18 protein-coding genes and 1 tRNA gene are annotated in these 17,305 nt (G+C 68.4%); 7 read left to right on the top strand and 12 right to left on the bottom strand.

Annotated elements, in window-relative coordinates:
* The gene (locus tag ORI27_RS03130; protein ID WP_265995051.1) at positions 1-1,359 is read right to left on the bottom strand and encodes an L-serine ammonia-lyase; all 1,359 of its coding nucleotides are present in this window, start codon (positions 1,357-1,359) and stop codon (positions 1-3) included.
* Between the two features lie 4 nt (positions 1,360-1,363).
* On the bottom strand, positions 1,364-1,774 hold the full coding sequence (gene cwsA / locus ORI27_RS03125; protein WP_265995050.1) for a cell wall synthesis protein CwsA: 411 nt from the start codon (positions 1,772-1,774) through the stop codon (positions 1,364-1,366).
* An 88-nt stretch (positions 1,775-1,862) separates the two neighbouring features.
* Here cwsA and ORI27_RS03120 point away from each other — a divergent pair, with 88 nt between their 5' ends.
* Positions 1,863-2,408, top strand: coding sequence for a peptidylprolyl isomerase (locus tag ORI27_RS03120; RefSeq protein WP_265995246.1), 546 nt, complete (start codon positions 1,863-1,865; stop codon positions 2,406-2,408).
* A 76-nt stretch (positions 2,409-2,484) separates the two neighbouring features.
* Here the strand turns inward: ORI27_RS03120 and ORI27_RS03115 are convergent, their stop codons facing one another.
* Positions 2,485-2,901, bottom strand: coding sequence for a PH domain-containing protein (locus tag ORI27_RS03115; protein WP_265995049.1), 417 nt, complete (start codon positions 2,899-2,901; stop codon positions 2,485-2,487).
* Between the two features lie 156 nt (positions 2,902-3,057).
* Positions 3,058-3,339: a cell division protein CrgA gene (gene crgA, locus ORI27_RS03110; RefSeq protein WP_265995048.1), complete on the bottom strand. Its 282-nt coding sequence runs from the start codon at positions 3,337-3,339 to the stop codon at positions 3,058-3,060.
* A 49-nt stretch (positions 3,340-3,388) separates the two neighbouring features.
* Here crgA and ORI27_RS03105 point away from each other — a divergent pair, with 49 nt between their 5' ends.
* Together ORI27_RS03105 and ORI27_RS03100 are read left to right on the top strand one after the other, a co-directional pair.
* Positions 3,389-4,180: a DUF881 domain-containing protein gene (locus ORI27_RS03105; RefSeq protein WP_265995047.1), complete on the top strand. Its 792-nt coding sequence runs from the start codon at positions 3,389-3,391 to the stop codon at positions 4,178-4,180.
* Between the two features lie 28 nt (positions 4,181-4,208).
* A complete protein-coding gene (locus tag ORI27_RS03100) occupies positions 4,209-4,928 on the top strand; it encodes an aminodeoxychorismate/anthranilate synthase component II (RefSeq protein WP_265995046.1) in 720 nt (239 codons plus the stop codon).
* On the opposite strand, the gene pknB is transcribed toward ORI27_RS03100, so the two are convergent.
* The 7 genes from pknB to ORI27_RS03065 all read right to left on the bottom strand — a co-directional run bounded on the left by pknB (position 4,912) and on the right by ORI27_RS03065 (position 14,599).
* Entirely contained in the window at positions 4,912-6,801 is a 1,890-nt protein-coding gene (pknB, locus tag ORI27_RS03095; protein ID WP_265995045.1) for a Stk1 family PASTA domain-containing Ser/Thr kinase, read from the bottom strand. The genes ORI27_RS03100 and pknB overlap by 17 nt on opposite strands.
* Positions 6,798-8,075, bottom strand: a complete 1,278-nt coding sequence (locus tag ORI27_RS03090; protein WP_265995044.1) for a serine/threonine-protein kinase — start codon at positions 8,073-8,075, stop codon at positions 6,798-6,800. Before ORI27_RS03090 ends, pknB begins: the two co-directional genes overlap by 4 nt.
* 31 nt (positions 8,076-8,106) lie before the next feature.
* Positions 8,107-9,582 (bottom strand): D,D-transpeptidase PbpA, encoded by a 1,476-nt coding sequence (pbpA, locus tag ORI27_RS03085; RefSeq protein WP_265995043.1) that lies wholly within the window; start codon positions 9,580-9,582, stop codon positions 8,107-8,109.
* Positions 9,579-10,982: an FtsW/RodA/SpoVE family cell cycle protein gene (locus tag ORI27_RS03080; protein WP_265995042.1), complete on the bottom strand. Its 1,404-nt coding sequence runs from the start codon at positions 10,980-10,982 to the stop codon at positions 9,579-9,581. Before ORI27_RS03080 ends, pbpA begins: the two co-directional genes overlap by 4 nt.
* A complete protein-coding gene (locus tag ORI27_RS03075; protein WP_265995041.1) occupies positions 10,979-12,586 on the bottom strand; it encodes a PP2C family protein-serine/threonine phosphatase in 1,608 nt (535 codons plus the stop codon). The genes ORI27_RS03080 and ORI27_RS03075 overlap by 4 nt, the downstream gene beginning before the upstream one ends.
* Positions 12,583-13,050, bottom strand: a complete 468-nt coding sequence (locus ORI27_RS03070; protein WP_265995040.1) for an FHA domain-containing protein FhaB/FipA — start codon at positions 13,048-13,050, stop codon at positions 12,583-12,585. Before ORI27_RS03070 ends, ORI27_RS03075 begins: the two co-directional genes overlap by 4 nt.
* Positions 13,051-13,201: 151 nt before the next feature.
* Positions 13,202-14,599: an FhaA domain-containing protein gene (locus ORI27_RS03065; protein ID WP_265995039.1), complete on the bottom strand. Its 1,398-nt coding sequence runs from the start codon at positions 14,597-14,599 to the stop codon at positions 13,202-13,204.
* A 225-nt stretch (positions 14,600-14,824) separates the two neighbouring features.
* Between ORI27_RS03065 and ORI27_RS03060 the strand changes: the two genes are divergently transcribed.
* From ORI27_RS03060 to ORI27_RS03045, 4 genes are all read left to right on the top strand, one after another.
* Positions 14,825-14,907, top strand: a tRNA-Leu gene (locus ORI27_RS03060).
* 150 nt (positions 14,908-15,057) lie between these two features.
* Entirely contained in the window at positions 15,058-15,345 is a 288-nt protein-coding gene (locus ORI27_RS03055; RefSeq protein ID WP_265995038.1) for a type VII secretion target, read from the top strand.
* A gap of 4 nt (positions 15,346-15,349) precedes the next feature.
* Complete coding sequence (locus ORI27_RS03050; RefSeq protein WP_265995037.1) at positions 15,350-16,642, top strand: hypothetical protein; 1,293 nt, start codon at positions 15,350-15,352, stop codon at positions 16,640-16,642.
* The gene (locus tag ORI27_RS03045) at positions 16,639-17,076 is read left to right on the top strand and encodes a hypothetical protein (RefSeq protein ID WP_265995036.1); all 438 of its coding nucleotides are present in this window, start codon (positions 16,639-16,641) and stop codon (positions 17,074-17,076) included. The genes ORI27_RS03050 and ORI27_RS03045 overlap by 4 nt, the downstream gene beginning before the upstream one ends.
* Here the strand turns inward: ORI27_RS03045 and ORI27_RS03040 are convergent.
* Entirely contained in the window at positions 17,073-17,300 is a 228-nt protein-coding gene (locus ORI27_RS03040; RefSeq protein WP_265995035.1) for a hypothetical protein, read from the bottom strand. The genes ORI27_RS03045 and ORI27_RS03040 overlap by 4 nt on opposite strands.
* Positions 17,301-17,305: the final 5 nt, after the last annotated feature.

Here is a 17,305-nt window from a genome sequence, read left to right as displayed (position 1 = left end):
TCAGCACTCGACCACGTTGAGGGCCAGCCCGCCCAGCGCCGTTTCCTTGTACTTGTCGGCCATGTCGGCGCCGGTGTCGCGCATCGTCTTGATCGCCGTGTCGAGGCTGACGAAATGCGAACCGTCGCCGTGCATCGCCATCCGGGCGGCGGTGATGGCCTTGACCGCCGCGACGGCGTTGCGTTCGATGCACGGGATCTGGACCAGCCCGCGCACCGGGTCGCAGGTCAGCCCGAGGTTGTGCTCGATGCCGATCTCGGCGGCGTTCTCGACCTGCGCCGGTGTGCCGCCGAGCACCGCGGTGAGTCCGGCGGCCGCCATCGAACAGGCCGAGCCGACCTCGCCCTGACAACCGACCTCCGCACCGGAGATGGAGGCGTTGGCCTTGAACAGCACCCCGATCGCCGCGGCGGTCAGCAGGAACTGCACGACCCCGTCGTCGTCGGCCCCGGGCACGAAGCGGGTGTAGTAGTGCAGCACCGCCGGGATCACCCCGGCCGCCCCGTTGGTCGGGGCGGTGACCACGCGGCCGCCACTGGCGTTCTCCTCGTTGACGGCCAGCGCGTAAACGGTCACCCAGTCGATGGCGTACAGCGGGTCATCGGGGGTCTGCTCGAGTTGGGCGGCCAGCTGCCCCGCACGCCGGCGGACCCCCAGCCCGCCGGGCAGCACCCCGCCATGACGCAGGCCCGCGGCCACGCACTGCTGCATCACCGACCAGATCCGCAGGACCGCACCGCGCAGGTCGTCGTGGCGGGCCAGGGCTCGTTCGTTGTCGGCCATCACGGTGGCGATGCTGCAACCTCGCTGGACGGCGAGCGCCACCAATTCGGTTGCGGTGCTGAAGGGATACGGGATGTCGGACGACCCGCTCGACGGCGCCGAGGCTTCCGTCTCGTCGACCACCGCGCCGCCGCCGACGGAGTAGTACACCCGTCGATCCAGCTCGGCCCCGTCGGCGCCGAGCGCGGCGAAGGCCATCCCGTTGCTGTGAAAATCCAAGCGCCGCAGACTCTTCGCGATATCGGAGTCGATGTCGAAGGTGATCACCCGGCCGCCGGCCAGGGTCAGTCGACGGGTCTCGCGGACCGCTTTCAGCAGCGGGTCGACGGCCGAAGGGTCGACCGTCTCCGGGTCGGCGCCGGTAAGTCCGAGGATCACCGCACCGATCGTGCCGTGCCCGGTGCCCGTCGCGGCGAGCGACCCGTAGAGCGCGACCCGCACCCGATCGACCGCATGGAGCACCCCCGAGGCGGCGAGCCGGGCGGTGAAGCGGGTGGCCGCTCGCATCGGCCCGACGGTGTGTGAACTCGACGGCCCGATACCGATGGAGAACAGGTCGAAGACGCTGACGGCCACGACGTCAGAGCTTGGGGGTGACCTCGACGCTGGGCGGCCGCGGCGACGGTTCGGGCGTCGCGGACCGCCGCGCGATCGTGACGGCGACCGCGGCGCCGGCCACCACCGCGAGCCCGAGGAAGCCGAAGACGACCAGTCGCCGCCGTCGTCGGTGCTGCGACTTGCGGGCCTCCTGCAGCATCTGGGGCAGCTCCGCGACGACCTGTTTGACGGCTTCAGCCTCGTTGGCGACCTCGAGTTGAACGGCCCGGGCCTCGCGAGCACGACGTTTGAGCGCGCTGGCAGCGGACTCCGCCCCGTGGACGCTCACCCCGACCACGCCTCGGGTGATGTCGACCGGACCGACTGCGGTGTAGTGCAGTCCGCGGTTCAACCGCTCGCGCGACGTGAGTTTGGGTTCTGTCCTGCGGCCCATCTGATCCTCCCGACCTGGCGGCTGCTGATGGCATCAACACTGCCACAGCGCCCGGAAGGGTGGCCCCGAGTTGGAGCACGCGAGGGTGGTGGCACACTGGGATCCCGTGACTAGCCCCATTGCCACCGCGACCGCGACCCTGCACACCAACCGCGGCGACATCAAGATCGCCCTGTTCGGCAATCACGCCCCCAAGACCGTCGCCAACTTTGTCGGTCTGGCCCAGGGCACCAAGGAGTACTCGACGCAGAACGCCTCGGGCAGCACGTCCGGACCGTTCTACGACGGTGCCGTCTTCCACCGCGTCATCGACGGCTTCATGATCCAGGGCGGTGACCCGACCGGAACGGGCCGCGGCGGCCCGGGCTACAAGTTCGCCGACGAGTTCCACCCCGAGTTGCAGTTCGACAAGCCCTACCTGCTGGCCATGGCCAACGCCGGGCCGGGCACCAACGGCTCTCAGTTCTTCATCACCGTGGGCAAGACCCCGCATCTGAACCGCCGGCACACCATCTTCGGCGAGGTCGTCGACCCCGAGTCGCAGAAGGTCGTCGACGCGATCGCCAGCACGGCCACCGATCGCAACGACCGGCCCGCCGATGCCGTGGTGATCGAGTCCGTCACCATCTCCTAGGTGGTTCGTCCGCCGAGGCTGCACTTGTTTGCGCCCCTACCCGGGAAACGCGCATAACAACTGCAGTCTCGGCGTCCTAGTTACCCGCGAACCCCGCGTCGGTCAGCGCATCGAGCACCGGCAGCGGATCGACACCCAGATCCCAGCGGCTGAGCACGATCAGCTGGTCAGCGCCCGTCTCGATCTCCAGCAGTCGGGTCTTGCGGCCAATGCGCCGGAACTCGGTGATCCGGATCAGCGTGATATCGGCCCGCGGTAGCGTCTGGGTCCGGAACCACCCGCGGTACACCAGCGCCTCCCCCGCGATGGCCAGTCGGGGTCTGGCCCGCCACGATCCGATCGCGAAGACCAGCAGGCCCGCGGCAGCAATCCCGATGAGGATCCGGCCCGGGGGGTCTGTGACAACCGTCACACAGAAGATTGCCATCAAGATGCCAGCAACGCCGAGACCTGCGACGGCCCCGGATTTGGGGCCCCATTCAGTTTGCTGCATGGGTTCCTCCGGCCCATCTACCGTGGCTGATGGAGTTATCCACAGGTGCTATCAACAATGGGGATGAATCACACGCGTGTGATTGGGTGACCAGAAGGTTGCCAACCTGAAAACAGCGAACGCATGGTTTGGTTCCACTACAGTGGTCGCCGCCGTTCAGCGCCACCGCATCGTCAGCAACAAGCCGGTGATCATGAACGCGAAGGCGATCGCGTAGTTCCACGGACCCAGATTGGCCATCCACTGCAACGCGGCGGGCACGTCGAGGCCGGACGCGGCCAGCTGGAACACCAGCAGCCAGGCGAGCCCGATCAGCATCAGGCCGACGAACAGCACAACGAACCACACGCTCGACGGTCCGGCCTTCACCTTGACCGGGGTACGGCTCACCGGATTGATCGTGAAGTCGTTCTTCTTGCGAACCTTGGACTTGGGCATGGGTACCTTCGGGCCGGGATCTTCTGCGACGATGGTGCGCAGATCGACTATGAGATTAACGCAGCGGCGCCGCGAGCCGACAACTCCGGCACCAGCCACGACGGGCGTCACGCGTTCGCCGTGGCGGTTCGGCGTGCCGGTGGTGTGCCTGCTGGCCGGTGTACTGCTGGCCGCCACCCACGGCGTTTCCGGTGGCAGCGAAATCCGCCGGGCCGACTCCCCACGGCTGGTCGACCTGGTCCACGATGCCCAGAGTTCGGTCGACCGGCTCAACGCCCAGCGTGACGCGCTGGCCGCACAGGTCGACTCCACCCATGGCGCCTCGGCCGGCACCGCCCTGGCAGCCATGTTGGCCCGCGCCGACGAACTGGCCGGTGAAGCCGGACTGGATCCGGTACACGGCGCAGGTTTGATCGTCACCCTGTCCGACGCCCAGCGCGACGCCGACGGGCGCTTCCCCCGCGACGCCACCCCTGACGATCTGGTGGTTCACCAGCAGGACATCCAGGCGGTCCTCAACGCCCTGTGGAGTGCCGGGGCCGAGGCGGTCCAGATGCAGGACCAACGCATCATCGGCACATCGGCGCCGCGCTGCGTCGGTAACACCCTGCTGCTCAACGGGCGGACCTACAGCCCGCCGTACAAGATCACCGCCATCGGCGACGCGGCCGCCATGCAGGCCGCGTTGGCCGCCGCTCCCCTGGTCACGCTGTACAAGCAATACGTGGTGCGGTTCGGGCTGGGGTACAGCGAGCAGACCCGCGACGACCTCATGGTCGTCGGCTACACCGGAACGGTCCGGATGCGCTACGCCCAGCCGGCAGGTCGGGTGGGCTACTGAGCGGTCCTGCCCCAGGTAACCTGACCTGGTGCAGGTCTTGGTCGTCGACAATTACGACAGCTTCGTGTTCAACCTGGTCCAGTACCTGGGTCAGCTCGGGGTGGACGCGCAGGTCTGGCGCAACGACGACGCCCGTTTAGGCGGAGAGGCCGAGATCAACACAGTCGCCGCCGAATTCGACGGGGTGCTGCTCAGCCCGGGACCGGGTACGCCCGAACGTGCGGGTGCCTCGATCCCGCTGGTTGGCGCCTGCGCCGCGGCGGCCACCCCGCTGCTGGGCGTGTGTTTGGGCCACCAGGCGATCGGGGTGGCGTTCGGCGGAACCGTCGACCGCGCTCCGGAACTGCTGCACGGAAAAACCAGCACCGTCTATCACACCAATAGTGGTGTGCTGCACGGACTTCCGAACCCATTTACGGCGACCCGCTACCACTCGCTGACCATCCTGCCCGAGACGGTGCCGGCGGAGCTGGAGGTCACCGGGCGGACGAAGAGCGGTGTCATCATGGCGGTACGTCACGTCGAGCTGCCGATTCACGGCGTGCAGTTCCACCCGGAATCGATCCTCACCGAGGGCGGCCACCGGATGCTGGCCAACTGGCTCGGCGATTGCGGGCAGGCGCCCGAGGAAGCCCTGGTGCGTCGCCTGGAGCAGGAGGTCGCCGACACGGTCCGGCACGCCCTCGGCGGCGGGCGGGAACGCAGCGACCGGGAAGTGTCCGAGCTCTCGGCTACGACGCAAAGCTGAGGGTGATCGTCGACCCGAAGTTCACCCCGGTGCCCGGCGCGGGACTTTGTGTCACGACAGCATTGGACCGCTGACCGCTGTTCTGGACGTCGGCGCCCTTGTCCAGCACGCCAGTCCAGCCAAGGCCCCGCAAGCGCGGTTCGGCGTCCGTCCAGAACATGCCCCGCAGGTCCGGCATGACGAACTGGTTGCCCTTCGACACCTGGATCTGGATGACGGTGTCCTGGGGCACCACCTGGCCGTTGGGCGGATCGGTGCCGACCACCTGGCCGGACGGCTCGGGGCTGTCGGTGGGCACCGGCAGCGTCTTGAGGAAGCCGGAGGCGGTGAGGATCTGGGTGGCCACGTCGACGGTCTGCCCGGCGACGTCCGGGACCTCAGCCGTCTGCGGCCCGTTGCCGACCACGATCGTGATCTCGTTGGTGATCGCCGAGGTCTGGTTGGCCGGCGGAACGGTGGACAGCACCTTGTCCTTCTGCTCCGGGGTGGACGCCGAGTTCGATTGTTTGAACTTGGTGAACCCGGCGTCCTTGAGCTTCTGCACGCATTCGCCGTAGGTCAGCCCGGTGCCGCCGCCGGTGCAGTCGGGCACCTCGCGCTGTTCGGGTCCGGTGGAGACGTTGATCAGGATCTCGTCGCCGGCGCTGGCCGAGGTGTTGGCCGCCGGATCAGTGTCGATGACCTTCTCGGGTGGAACGGTGTTATCGGGTTTCTGCTGGGTGCGGATCTTGAAACCCTTGTTCTGCAGTGCGGCGATCGCGTCGGCGGCTGCCTGGCCGCGCACATCGGGGACCTGCACATTGCGGGGGCTGCCGCTGACCATGTTGATCGCGACCGTGACCACCACGGTCAGCACGGCCAGCACAGCGACCGCGATCAGCCAGCGGCCGATCGATCCGCCGGCCCGATCACTCTCGGCAAAGGCGCCCGGCCGCGGGATCTGGTGGGTCTCGTCGCCGTGCGACGGCGCCCCGGGCGCGTTCAGCAGCGAGGTTCGCTCGGCCGCGCTGAGTACCTTGGGCGCCTCGGGGGCCTCGCCGTTGTGCACCCGCACCAGATCGGTGCGCATCTCGGCGGCCGTCTGATAGCGGTTGTCCGGGTTCTTGGCCAGCGCTTTGAGCACCACGGCATCCAGCTCCGGGGATACGCCCGGGTGCTTCTGCGACGGCGGCACCGGATCCTCACGGACATGCTGGTAGGCCACGGCCACCGGCGAATCGCCGATGAACGGCGGCTCGCCGGTCAAGATCTCGTAGAGCACGCAGCCCAGCGAGTAGACGTCGGAGCGGGCGTCGACCGGCTCGCCGCGCGCCTGCTCGGGCGACAGGTATTGGGCGGTGCCGATCACCGCGGCGGTCTGGGTGACGCTGTTGCCGGTGTCGGCGATAGCCCGGGCGATGCCGAAGTCCATCACCTTCACCGCACCGGTTTTGGAGATCATGATGTTGGCCGGCTTGACGTCGCGGTGGATGATGCCGTGCTGGTGGCTGAAGTTCAGCGCCTGGCACGCGTCGGCGATGATCTCGATGGCGCGCCGGGGCGGTATCGGGCCGTCGGTGTGGACGATGTCGCGCAGGGTGACCCCGTCGACGTACTCCATCACGATGTAGGGCAACGGCCCGTTGGTGGTCTCGGCCTCACCGGTGTCGTAGACGGCCACGATGGCGGGATGGTTCAGGGCGGCGGCGTTCTGCGCCTCACGGCGAAACCGCAGGTAAAAGCTGGGATCACGGGCGAGGTCCGCGCGCAACACCTTGACGGCGACGTCCCGGTGCAGCCGGGTGTCGCGCGCCAGATGCACCTCGGACATGCCACCGAAGCCGAGGATCTCACCCAGCTCGTAGCGGTCGGAGATGTGCTGTGGGGTGGTCATTGCGGTTTCTCGTCGTGTCGATCGGGCTCGGCCAGGGCGGTGATGGCCACGCTGGCCGAAGTGAATCGGATTAGCCCGATCTGCCTTCCAGATTTACCGGTGAGCGAGTCATCCGTCCAACCGGCCGGCGCCGACTGGCTGGTCGGGGGGACCGTGTCGGTCACCGTCTGCTCGACCGGTTTGTTCTCTTTGTTCTGGCGATCGGCGAGCACGATCAGGATGGCGCTGATGATCGCCAGGGCGCCCAGCACACCGGCGGCCCACAGCAGGGCCCGCTGACCCGAGGAGAAGGTGCGCCGGGGCGGTGGTGGGCGGTGACTGCCGGTGTTGGCGCGTGGCCGCATCCCGGTGGCGGGGGCCGCGGGCAGGCGCGGGGAACTGCCGGGGATCGAAGCCGGCGTGGCGCGGATGGTCGGCGACGAGTTGGGCCGTGGTGGGCGTCGGCCCGCCCGCACCGCGGCCACCGCATCGGCGAACTGCCCACCGTTGCGGTAACGCATGCCCGGGTTCTTCACCAGGGTGATCTCGATGAGCTCGCGCACGTTGGGTGGGAGATCGGCCGGCAGCGGTGCGGGCGTCTCCTTGATGTGCTTCATCGCCACGGTGAGCGCACCGTCGCCCATGAACGGACGCTTGCCCGAAACCGATTCGTAGCCAACGACTCCCAGCGAGTACACGTCGCTCGCTGCGGTGGCGTCGTGGCCCAGGGCCTGCTCGGGCGCGATGTACTGGGCGGTGCCCATCACCATTCCGGTCTGGGTGACCGGGGCGGCGTCGACGGCTTTGGCGATACCGAAGTCCGTCAGCTTCACCTGACCCGTCGGCGTGATGAGGATGTTGCCGGGCTTGACGTCGCGGTGCACCAGGCCGGCGGCGTGCGCCACCTGCAGTGCTCGCCCGGTCTGTTCGAGCATGTCCAGGGCGTGCCGCAGGGACAACCGGCCAGTGCGTTTGATCACCGAGTTCAGTGGTTCCCCGTTGATCAATTCCATCACCAGGTAGGCGGTGCGACCCTCGCCCTCCATATCGGTTTCGCCGTAGTCGTGCACGGCCGCGATGCCGGGGTGATTGAGCATGGCGACGGTGCGCGCCTCGGCCCGGAACCGTTCGACGAACTCAGGGTCGGAGGAGAACTCCTGCTTGAGCACTTTGATGGCGACCCGGCGCCCCAACCGGCTGTCGACGGCCTCCCACACCTGGCCCATGCCGCCGGTGGCGATCAGCCGTTGCAGGCGGTAACGGCCCGACAGCGTCACTCCAACGCGGGGGCTCATTGCTTGCCTCGCTTCGCTCGCCTGCGGGGGCTCATGACGCCCCCTGAAGTGCCGCCGCGATGGTGGCCCGGCCGACCGGGGCGGCCAGCGCACCACCGGTGGCCGACAGCCGGTCCCCGCCGTCCTCGATCAGCACCGCCACCGCCACCTTGGGGCTTTGGGCCGGCGCGAACGCGATGTACCAGGCGTGCGGCGGGGTGTTACGCGGGTCGGTACCGTGCTCGGCGGTACCCGTCTTGGATGCGATCTGCACGCCGGGAATCGCCCCTTTCTGCTGGGTCATCTGCTCGGCGCCGATCATCAAATCCGTTAGCTTAGCCGCGACCTGGGGCGACACGGCCCGGCGCACTTCCTTGGGGGCCGCGGTACTGATGTTGGACAAGTCGGGTGCCGTGAGGCTGTTCACCAGGTAGGGCTGCATCAGCACACCCGAATTCGCGATCGCGGCTGCCACCTCGGCGTTCTGCAAGGGTGTCACTGCCACGTCCTTCTGACCCATGCTCGACATCCCCAGGGCGGCCGCGTCGGCGATCGGGCCGATCGTCGACTCCGCGACCTCCAGCGGGATCGGCGCCGGCGGACTGTCGAACCCGAACGCCTGCGCGGTGCTGCGCAGGGCGTCGGCACCCACCCGGATACCCAGTTCGACGAAAGCGGTATTGCAGGATCGGGCGAAAGCCTCGCGCAGCGAGGCGGTGGGGCCGCCCCCGCATGGCGAGCCGTCGTAGTTCTCCAGGGTAGCGGTGCTGTTCGGCAGCTGGATCTTCGGCGCCGCGGTGAGCTGGTCGTTGTCGGTGATCCCGGACTCCAACGCCGCCGCGGTGGTGACCACTTTGAAGGTCGAGCCCGGCGGGAACGTCTCGGCGATGGCGCGGTTGGTCAGCGGCGAGCCTGGGTCGTCGCGCAGCTGCTGCCAGGCGGTGCCCTGTTCGTCGGTGTCATGGGCGGCCAGCAGATTCGGGTCGTACGACGGCGAGGACACCATCGCCAGAATCTTGCCGGTGGACGGCTCCAGGGCCACCACCGCGCCGCGGCAGCCGCCGGTGCAGCCCTGCTGCATCGCCTCCCAGGCGGCCTGCTGAATCCTCGGCACGATCGTCGTATCGACGTTGCCGCCGCGCGGGTCGCGCCCGGTGAAGAAGTCGGCCAGCCGCCGCCCGAACAGCCGCTGATCCGAGCCGTTGAGGATGCTGTCCTCGGCGCGTTCCAGTCCGGTGCTGGAGTACCGCAGCGAATAGAAACCGGTGACCGGTGCGTAGACGTACGGGTTCGGGTAGACCCGCAGGAACCGATAGTGGCCGTTGGTGGACACCGAATAGGCCAGCAGCTGGCCGCCGGCGGTGATCTGGCCACGCTGGCGCGAGTATTCGTCGAGCAGCACCCGCTGGTTGCGCGGATCGGCCCGCAGGCCGTCGGCGCGGAAGACCTGGGTGATCGTCGCGTTGACCAATAGCAGCACGATCAACGCCATGATGGTCACCGATATGCGGCGCAGTGAGGTGTTCATACCCGCTCGATCACCTCGGTGCTGGACGCCGCGAGCGACGCGTGCGGGTTGGTGATGATCGGGCGCCGGGCGGCGTGTGAGATCTTGACCAGGATCGCCAGCAGCAGATAGTTGGCCACCAGTGACGAGCCGCCGTAGGACATCCACGGTGTGGTCAGCCCGGTCAGCGGGATCAACCCGGTGACGCCGCCGACGACGATGAACAGCTGGATCGCCAGTGTCGAGGCCAGCCCCGCTGCCAACAGCTTGCCGAAGCTGTCCCGCACGGCGATCGCGGTGCGCAGCCCGCGCACGATCACGATGGTGTAGAGCATCAGCACCCCGGCCAGGCCGACCAGCCCGAGCTCCTCGCCGATCGCCGCGATGATGAAATCGGTCGATGCGGCGGGAACGGTGCCCGGCTGACCGTTGCCCAGCCCGGTGCCGAAGATGCCGCCGGTGGCGAAGCTGAACTGCGCCTGCACCATTTGGTAGCCGGTGCCCTCGGGGTCGCCGAACGGATCCAGCCAGGTCTGCACCCGAACGCGGACATGGTCGAACAGGTAGTAGGCCACCACGCTGCCTGCGGCGAACAACGTCAGTCCGATGACCACCCAGCTGAACCGGTCGGTGGCGATGTAGACCATGACCAGGAACGAGGCGTACAGCAGCAGCGAAGTACCCAGGTCCTTCTCGAAAACCATGACCCCGACGGAGATGATCCACGCCGCCAGCAGCGGCGCCAGATCGCGTGGCCGGGGCACGTCGGTCCCCAGGAAGTGTTTACCCGCGCTGGTGAATACGTTGCGCTTGGCGACGAGCACGGCCGCGAAGAAGATCAGCAGCAGGATCTTGGAGAACTCGGCGGGCTGAATACTGAAGCCCGGGAATCGAATCCAGATCTTGGCGCCGTTGGTCTCGGAGAACTGACTCGGCAGCAGCGCCGGAATCGCCAGCAGCACAAGCCCGGCCAGTCCGAACGTGTAGCCGTAGCGGGCCAGGATGCGGTGGTCCTTGAGGAAGACGACCACCAGCGAGAAGCCGACGACGCCGACCAGGGTCCACAACATCTGCTGCTCTTCGCTGGGGCCCCGGTGTGGGGTCAGCGCGCCGGGAATCAGGTCCAGGCGGTGGATCATGACCAGGCCCAGTCCGTTGAGCAGCGCCACCACCGGCAGCAGTACCGGGTCGGCGTACGGCGCGAAACGGCGGATCGCGAGGTGGGCGCAGACGAACAGGGTGAGGAACGCCAGCGTGGAACTGGCCAGATCCCAGCTGATGCCCTGCTCCTGATTCGCCTCGACGATCAGCAGCGCCACGACGGTGATCAGGGTGGCGAAGCACAGCAGGGCAAGCTCGGCATTGCGCCGGGTTGGCGTCACCGGCGCCAGCGTCACGGGTGATTGGGGCTGGGTGCTCATGTCGCCGCCCGGCAGTCGATGCCCGGCTGCGGCGGCGCCGCGGGCAGTTGCGTCACCGTGGGCGCCGGTGTCGTCGGAAGGGCTGGCGCGCCGGAAGAGGTTGCGGCGGTACTGCTTTCACTCGACGTGGGGCTGGGGCTGGAGACTGGTGAGGGCGACGGCGCAGGTGTGGGCGTGGTCGACGGTGTGGGCGTTGCCGACGGCGACGGACTCGATGTCGGTGCCGGCGTGGAGCGGGCCGAGCTCGACGACGGCCCCGGCGCAGGAGATGCGCTCGGAGCCGGAGTCGTGGTGGGCGAAGCGGCCGCGGTGGTGCTCGGTGTGGTGGTCGGCGGCGGCGCGCAGGGCGGCAGCAGCGAGCTGTGCGCGAGCTCCCGCAGCTGCCCGATCGCGTCGTCGAGGCTGCCGGCGGGAAGCCCGGCCGACACCTGGGCACGTTCGGAGGGGCGCAGGTCCTGCAGTCGCATCAGCTTGCAGCCGAGTGAGTCGGTCGGCTGGCCGTAGCTGATCTGGGACAGCTCGTTGCGGTCGTTGAGGCAGCCCAGCAGATAGGGCTCCTGCAGCGGGACGCCCAGTATCGAACCTTCGACCCCGCGCATGATCGCCACCGTGCTGTCGTAGGCGCTGACGTAATAGTTACTGCGGATGATCGCGCGGCCCACCGCCAGACCGGCCAGCACCAGCAGCAGCACCACCGCCGCGGCGATGATCATCCGCCTGCGTGAACGCGGTTTGGCCGGCGGTTCGGGTTCGACCACCACCCGCTTGGCGGCCGCGGGCCGGGGGGTGATGGCCGACGCGCGACCCGCGGCGGTGTTCGGTGGCGCGGGGTCGTCGTCGTTGCCGGAGACCGCCCCGGCCAGGATCGGCTGGGTCTGCCCGCCGTAGTCGTGGTCGACGACATCGGCCACCACCACGGTCACGTTGTCCGGGCCGCCGCCGCGCAGGGCCAACTCGATGAGCCGGTCGGCGCTTTCGGCGACATCGGGAATCTGCAGCGCCTCCAGGATGGTCTCCTGGCTGACCGGGTCGGACAGCCCGTCGGAGCACAGCAGATAGCGGTCGCCCTCCTTGGCCTCGCGCATGATCAGCGTCGGTTCCACCTCATGCCCGGTCAGGGCGCGCATGATCAAGGAGCGCTGCGGGTGGCTGTGCGCCTCTTCGGCGGTGATGCGGCCCTCGTCGACCAGGGTCTGGACGAAGGTGTCGTCCTTGGTGATCTGCGTCAGCTCTCCGTCGCGCAGCAGATATCCGCGGGAGTCGCCGATGTGCACCAGCCCGAGTCTGTTGCCCGCGAACAGAATTGCGGTCAAGGTGGTTCCCATGCCCTCGAGCTCGGGCTCCATCTCGACGTGCGCGGCGATGGCCGAGTTGCCTTCGTGCACCGCGTCGTCGAGCTTGCTCAGCAAGTCGCCGCCCGGCTCGTCGTCGTCGAGGTGGGCCAGCGCGGCGATCACCAGCTGGGACGCCACCTCGCCGGCGGCGTGCCCGCCCATCCCGTCGGCCAGCGCGAGTAGTCGCGCGCCGGCGTAGACCGAGTCCTCGTTGTTGGCGCGCACGAGCCCGCGGTCGCTGCGGGCGGCATAGCGAAGGACAAGGGTCACGGGCGCAGCTCGATTACCGTCTTGCCGATGTGCACCGGCGTGCCAATCGGAACGCGTACTGCCGTCGTCACCTTCGCCCTGTCGAGGTATGTGCCGTTCGTCGATCCTAGGTCTTCCACATACCACTCGGAACCGCGCGGGGACAGCCGGGCGTGGCGGGTGGAGGAGTAGTCGTCGGTGAGCACCAGGGTGGAGTCATCGGCGCGCCCGATCAGAACCGGTTGAGTTCCCAGGGTAATCCGGGTACCGGCCAGTGTCCCCTCGGTGACCACCAGATAGCGGGCGGCGTGGCGCTGTTGGCGCGACGGCAGCAGTGTGCCGCGCAGCGCCAGGCCCCGGCGCACCATCACCGCGCCGGTGGGCGCGTAGATGTCGTTGCGCAGTATGCGCAGCACAGACCAGATGAACAGCCACAGCAACAGCAGGAAGCCGGCGCGCGTCAGCTGCAGAACTAGTCCCTGCATCCGGCGTCCTCTCCGTCCTCATGCCCCGCACGCCGTTCCCGGGATACCAGCAGGCACCGGGCCGACTTCGGCACCGTCACGATACTTGGACACCGGTGGGTGCGCGGGTGAAGCCACTCCCGCGTCACCCGAGCTGCGGCCCCCGCCGACCTTAGTGAACTCGGACGATGATCTCGGAATGGCCGAGCCGGATGACATCCCCGTCGGCCAGCTGCCACTCCTGTACCGGCGCGTTGTTGACCGTGGTTCCGTTGGTGGAATTCAGGTCGGAAAGCAACGCGACCTGACCGTCCCACCGGATCTCCAGATGCCGGCGGGACACCCCGGTGTCGGGCAGCCGGAATTGGGCGTCCTGGCCGCGGCCGATGACGTTGGCGCCCTCGCGCAGCTGGTAGGTCCGTCCGCTGCCGTCGTCGAGCTGCAGGGTGACGGCATGTCCGGCGGTCGGATACTCGCCCTGGGCGGGTGGCTGGGCGTAACCGCCGTAGCCGCCGCCGGGGGGCTGGCCGTAGTCGTAGTCGCGGCCGGCGGGCTCGGGGTAGCCGCCCTGTTCGTAGCGACCGTAATCGGGCTGGCCGTACTCGGGCCGGCCGTAATTGGCGTAACCCTGGTCGTAGCCACCCTGGTCGGGGTAGGCGGGACGATGCTCCGGCCGGCCGTAGCCGGGGTCCTCGTGCCGCCCCGGTCCCCGGCCGTAGTCGTAGTCGCCGGCCGGCGGGCCCTGGGGCGGGTAGCCGCCCTGTGGCGGGCCGTAGCCAGGTGCGCCGTAGCCGGGTGGCGGTCCCTGGCGGTAGCCCTGGTCATACCCCTGGCCGTAGCCACCGCCGGCGGGGGGCCGCTGCTCGTAGCCCGCACCGTAGGAGTAGCCGCCCTGGTCGGGGTAGCCCTGACGCTGGCCGTAGCCCGGCTCGCCGGCCGGAGGGGCGTACCCGCCCTGCTCGGGCCCGCCTTGCTCGGGCGGGTACGAGCCGCGCTGCTCGGGGGCGCCGCGCTGTTCGTCCGGGCGCGGATAACGGTCGTCGTAGTAGTCGTCGCCGGGCCGCCCCTGACCCTGGTCGCCGCGGTAGGTGGGGTTGTCGCTCATCGCTGGTACTCCTGGTTCTGCGGTGTACGCCTGGTTCGATTGTGGCGGGGCGGTGCTGGCTCGGGACGGGTGGGGGTCGACGTCAGGATTGACGACGCCGCGCGCACGGTATTGGCCGGTGTGCAGGCTCGGCGACTGCTCGAACCTGACGACCACATCACCATACGTTTGCCATCCCTGATCTCGGATGTATCCGCCCAAGTGTTTGGCAAAAGTGTCCGTGGTGAGATCGCGATCCGCGCTCACCTTCTCGAAGTCGGATGCACTGAGAGTAATGACGTATTCGTTGGGGGCCAAAAATTGGTCGCGGGAGAGCGTTTGCACACCGGCGGAGGCTTCCCGCCGCAAGGCGGCCTCTACCTCCGCAGGGGCGATGGATCCGCCGAACACCCGGGCGAACGCGTCGCCGACGGTGTTCTCGAGTCTGCGCTCGATGCGTTGAACCAGACCTCTCTGGTTACTCATCTCACCGCCTGCCTCGAGACCGCCGCGTATCGCGCCGGCGCCTATAACCCCTTGATGGTATCGGCCCAGGTCGGCGCCCCGTCACCATGAGAATTCTGAGAATCCCGTTACACCAGGTCAGGGCCTCGGGCGAGCGGGTGTGACGGCCGTCGCCGGCCTGGTGGGGGCCGCGGGCGCGGGTTGGGGATCAGTGCATCAACCGTGATACGCTCCCCCGGTTGTTTCGGGCGAGTGGCGGAATGGCAGACGCGCTGGCTTCAGGTGCCAGTGTCCTTCGGGACGTGGGGGTTCAAGTCCCCCTTCGCCCACAATGAGCGGTTCTACGAACTGCGGCGCATGAGGTCACGAACCAGAAATGGGTCGTGACCTTTGTGCATCCGCGGGGCCACCGCCGCCCCTGAACGGTTCTCTTCGAGCTGGAGTGCGAGTCGCGGCAGCGGACCGCTATATTGACCGGTATGGGTTTGCTGGATGTCGATCCCGCCGGATTGCAGGCGCTGGCCACCCGGTGTCGATCGTGGTCAGCGGGGGTAGCTGCAACGACACCGCCCACTTCCTCCGCAGGGTCCTGCCAGGCCACCGCAGCAGCGGTGAATCTGGTGCACGCCGCCACCGCGACGGCGGGAGCGCAGTTGGCCACTCGTATTCAGACCGTGGCGAGCAGCCTCACCACCGCCGCGGCGCACTACAGCAGCACCGACGACAGCTCCGCGTCCGACCTCGCCGCCTTGGGCAGAAGACTCTGAGCCGGTGGCAGCCACAGGAGCTCCCACTTTGGCCCAGGTCCGGGGCTGGGACACCGACCACCTGACGAGCGCCGCCACCCACTGGACGCAGGTGGCCACGGTCTGGGAGGACAACTTCACGCAGCTGTCCCAGCAGATCGGCACTCCCGGCGGAACGCCGTGGATGGGCCAAGCCGCGGAGGCCGCCCAGCAGAGCGCCTATGACGATCGTCTGAAGGTCGTCGGATTGGCCGATCAGCTACACGACGCTTCGACGCTGGCCCGCTCCGGTGCACAGCGGATCACCGCGGCACGCAACGCGGTGCTCGCCGCTGTCGACGCTGCCCAGCAGGTCGGATTCACCGTCGGCGACGACTTTTCGGTATCCAGCCACGAAACGGGTGACGCCACATACCTGGCCGCCCGCCAAGCCCAGGCCGAAGCGGTGGCCGCCGATATCCGGACCCGCCTCGGCGAACTGATGGCAACCGATCAGCAGGTGGCGGCCACCATCACCACGGCCGCCGACGGTCTGGGCGGTGCTGCGCTCCCCGGAGTGGATGACTCCGCCGGCGGCGTCCAGGCGTTGGACAACACCACCGGTGGAGACTCCGACAAGCCCAAGATCCAGCTCGTCGACAACGAAACGACCACCGATCGTCCCCCGGGTCTGCCGGGTGTGCCCCCGGACAGTCCGTTCGTCGGCGACATCCGATACGGGCACTGGGAGGAGGTGTCGTCCTCGCCGACCGGGCCCTATCCCCAGGACGGCCCGGGCCCGCTCGCGACGGAGTGGCATCCGTTCGACGCCGAGAAGCAAGGCGATTTCACCCCCGGCCTGGGCGGTACAACCGGCATGTACACGCCCGGCAAGAATTGGGCGGACCCGGATGCTCCGCCATGGGCGCAGTACCAGGAGGCCTACCGATTCCGGGTGGCGGGCTTCCAGCCCACCGAATACACCCGGCAGGTCACCGAGAACGGTCGCGCGGTGACCCAGCAGTGGATGCAGAACACCTATGAGTACCAGCGCAACACCAGGCTGCTGCTCGGTGGGGATGTGCTGGCGGACCGGCCCAGCGACATCGCGGGCCTGAGCCCGCCGCCGCGCATCGACCACGAATGGAAGCCGATCACGTTGCCCCAGATCGCGGTGCTGTCTGCACAGAACCCGGCCACCACCTATTACGTGCCCAACGAGTGCGGCCCACAATCGACGTTCGTCGGTGGGCTGCCCGGCGGCGGCTACACGGCGGGCCCGACGGTGCCGGTGATGAGACCTTCGACGGGCGGGCCGCTGATCCAGGTGCCCGGATGAGCCGGCGCTGGTGGTGGACCGGCAGCGCGGTGATCGTGGTTGTCGCCGTGGCCGTTGGAGCATGGTTTCTGTTGGGGCGCAGGCATTCCGACGACAGCTGCGCGGCGGTCCGAGACATGATCGCCGTCAATCGGCAACACTCGGCGCAGGTCGGTGCGCAAGCCGACAACGGGGTGCAGCCGACACAAGACGAGTACGAGCAGTGGGCCGATCGCCTGGGGGAACTGGCCTCGACGGTCGATGACGAGACGCTGGCGCCACACGCCCGCCGGATGGCCGACCTGGCACACCAATCGGCGGCACTGAACCCGGCCATCCTCGCCGAACTATCGGCGCCGCAGCCCAGTCCGGGTCCTGCTGCAACCAAGTACGCCGCGCTCAATCAGCAGTTCGTCGCCGAGCAGACGGAACTTGCCCACGCTTGTCCGGCTTAGCCCCGGCCGGACGGAGTGTCGTCGTCGGGTTCGATGACGTTGCCGTACTCATCGACCCACGGCGGTAGTGGGGTCCGGGCATAGCCGTAGTAGGTGCCGGTCGGTGACCAGGGCGGCAGTGCCTCGCGCCGGCGCTTGCGCCGGATGTACGTCACCACGAAAGTGGCGGTGGCCACCACCAGAAACGCGACCAGCGCCACCTCGGCGAGCAGGAGCAGTGTCATCGGCG

This window comes from Mycobacterium pinniadriaticum, from assembly GCF_026242045.1.
GTDB classification, from domain to species: domain Bacteria; phylum Actinomycetota; class Actinomycetes; order Mycobacteriales; family Mycobacteriaceae; genus Mycobacterium; species Mycobacterium pinniadriaticum.
This window is presented reverse-complemented; position numbering and strand designations above follow the sequence as displayed.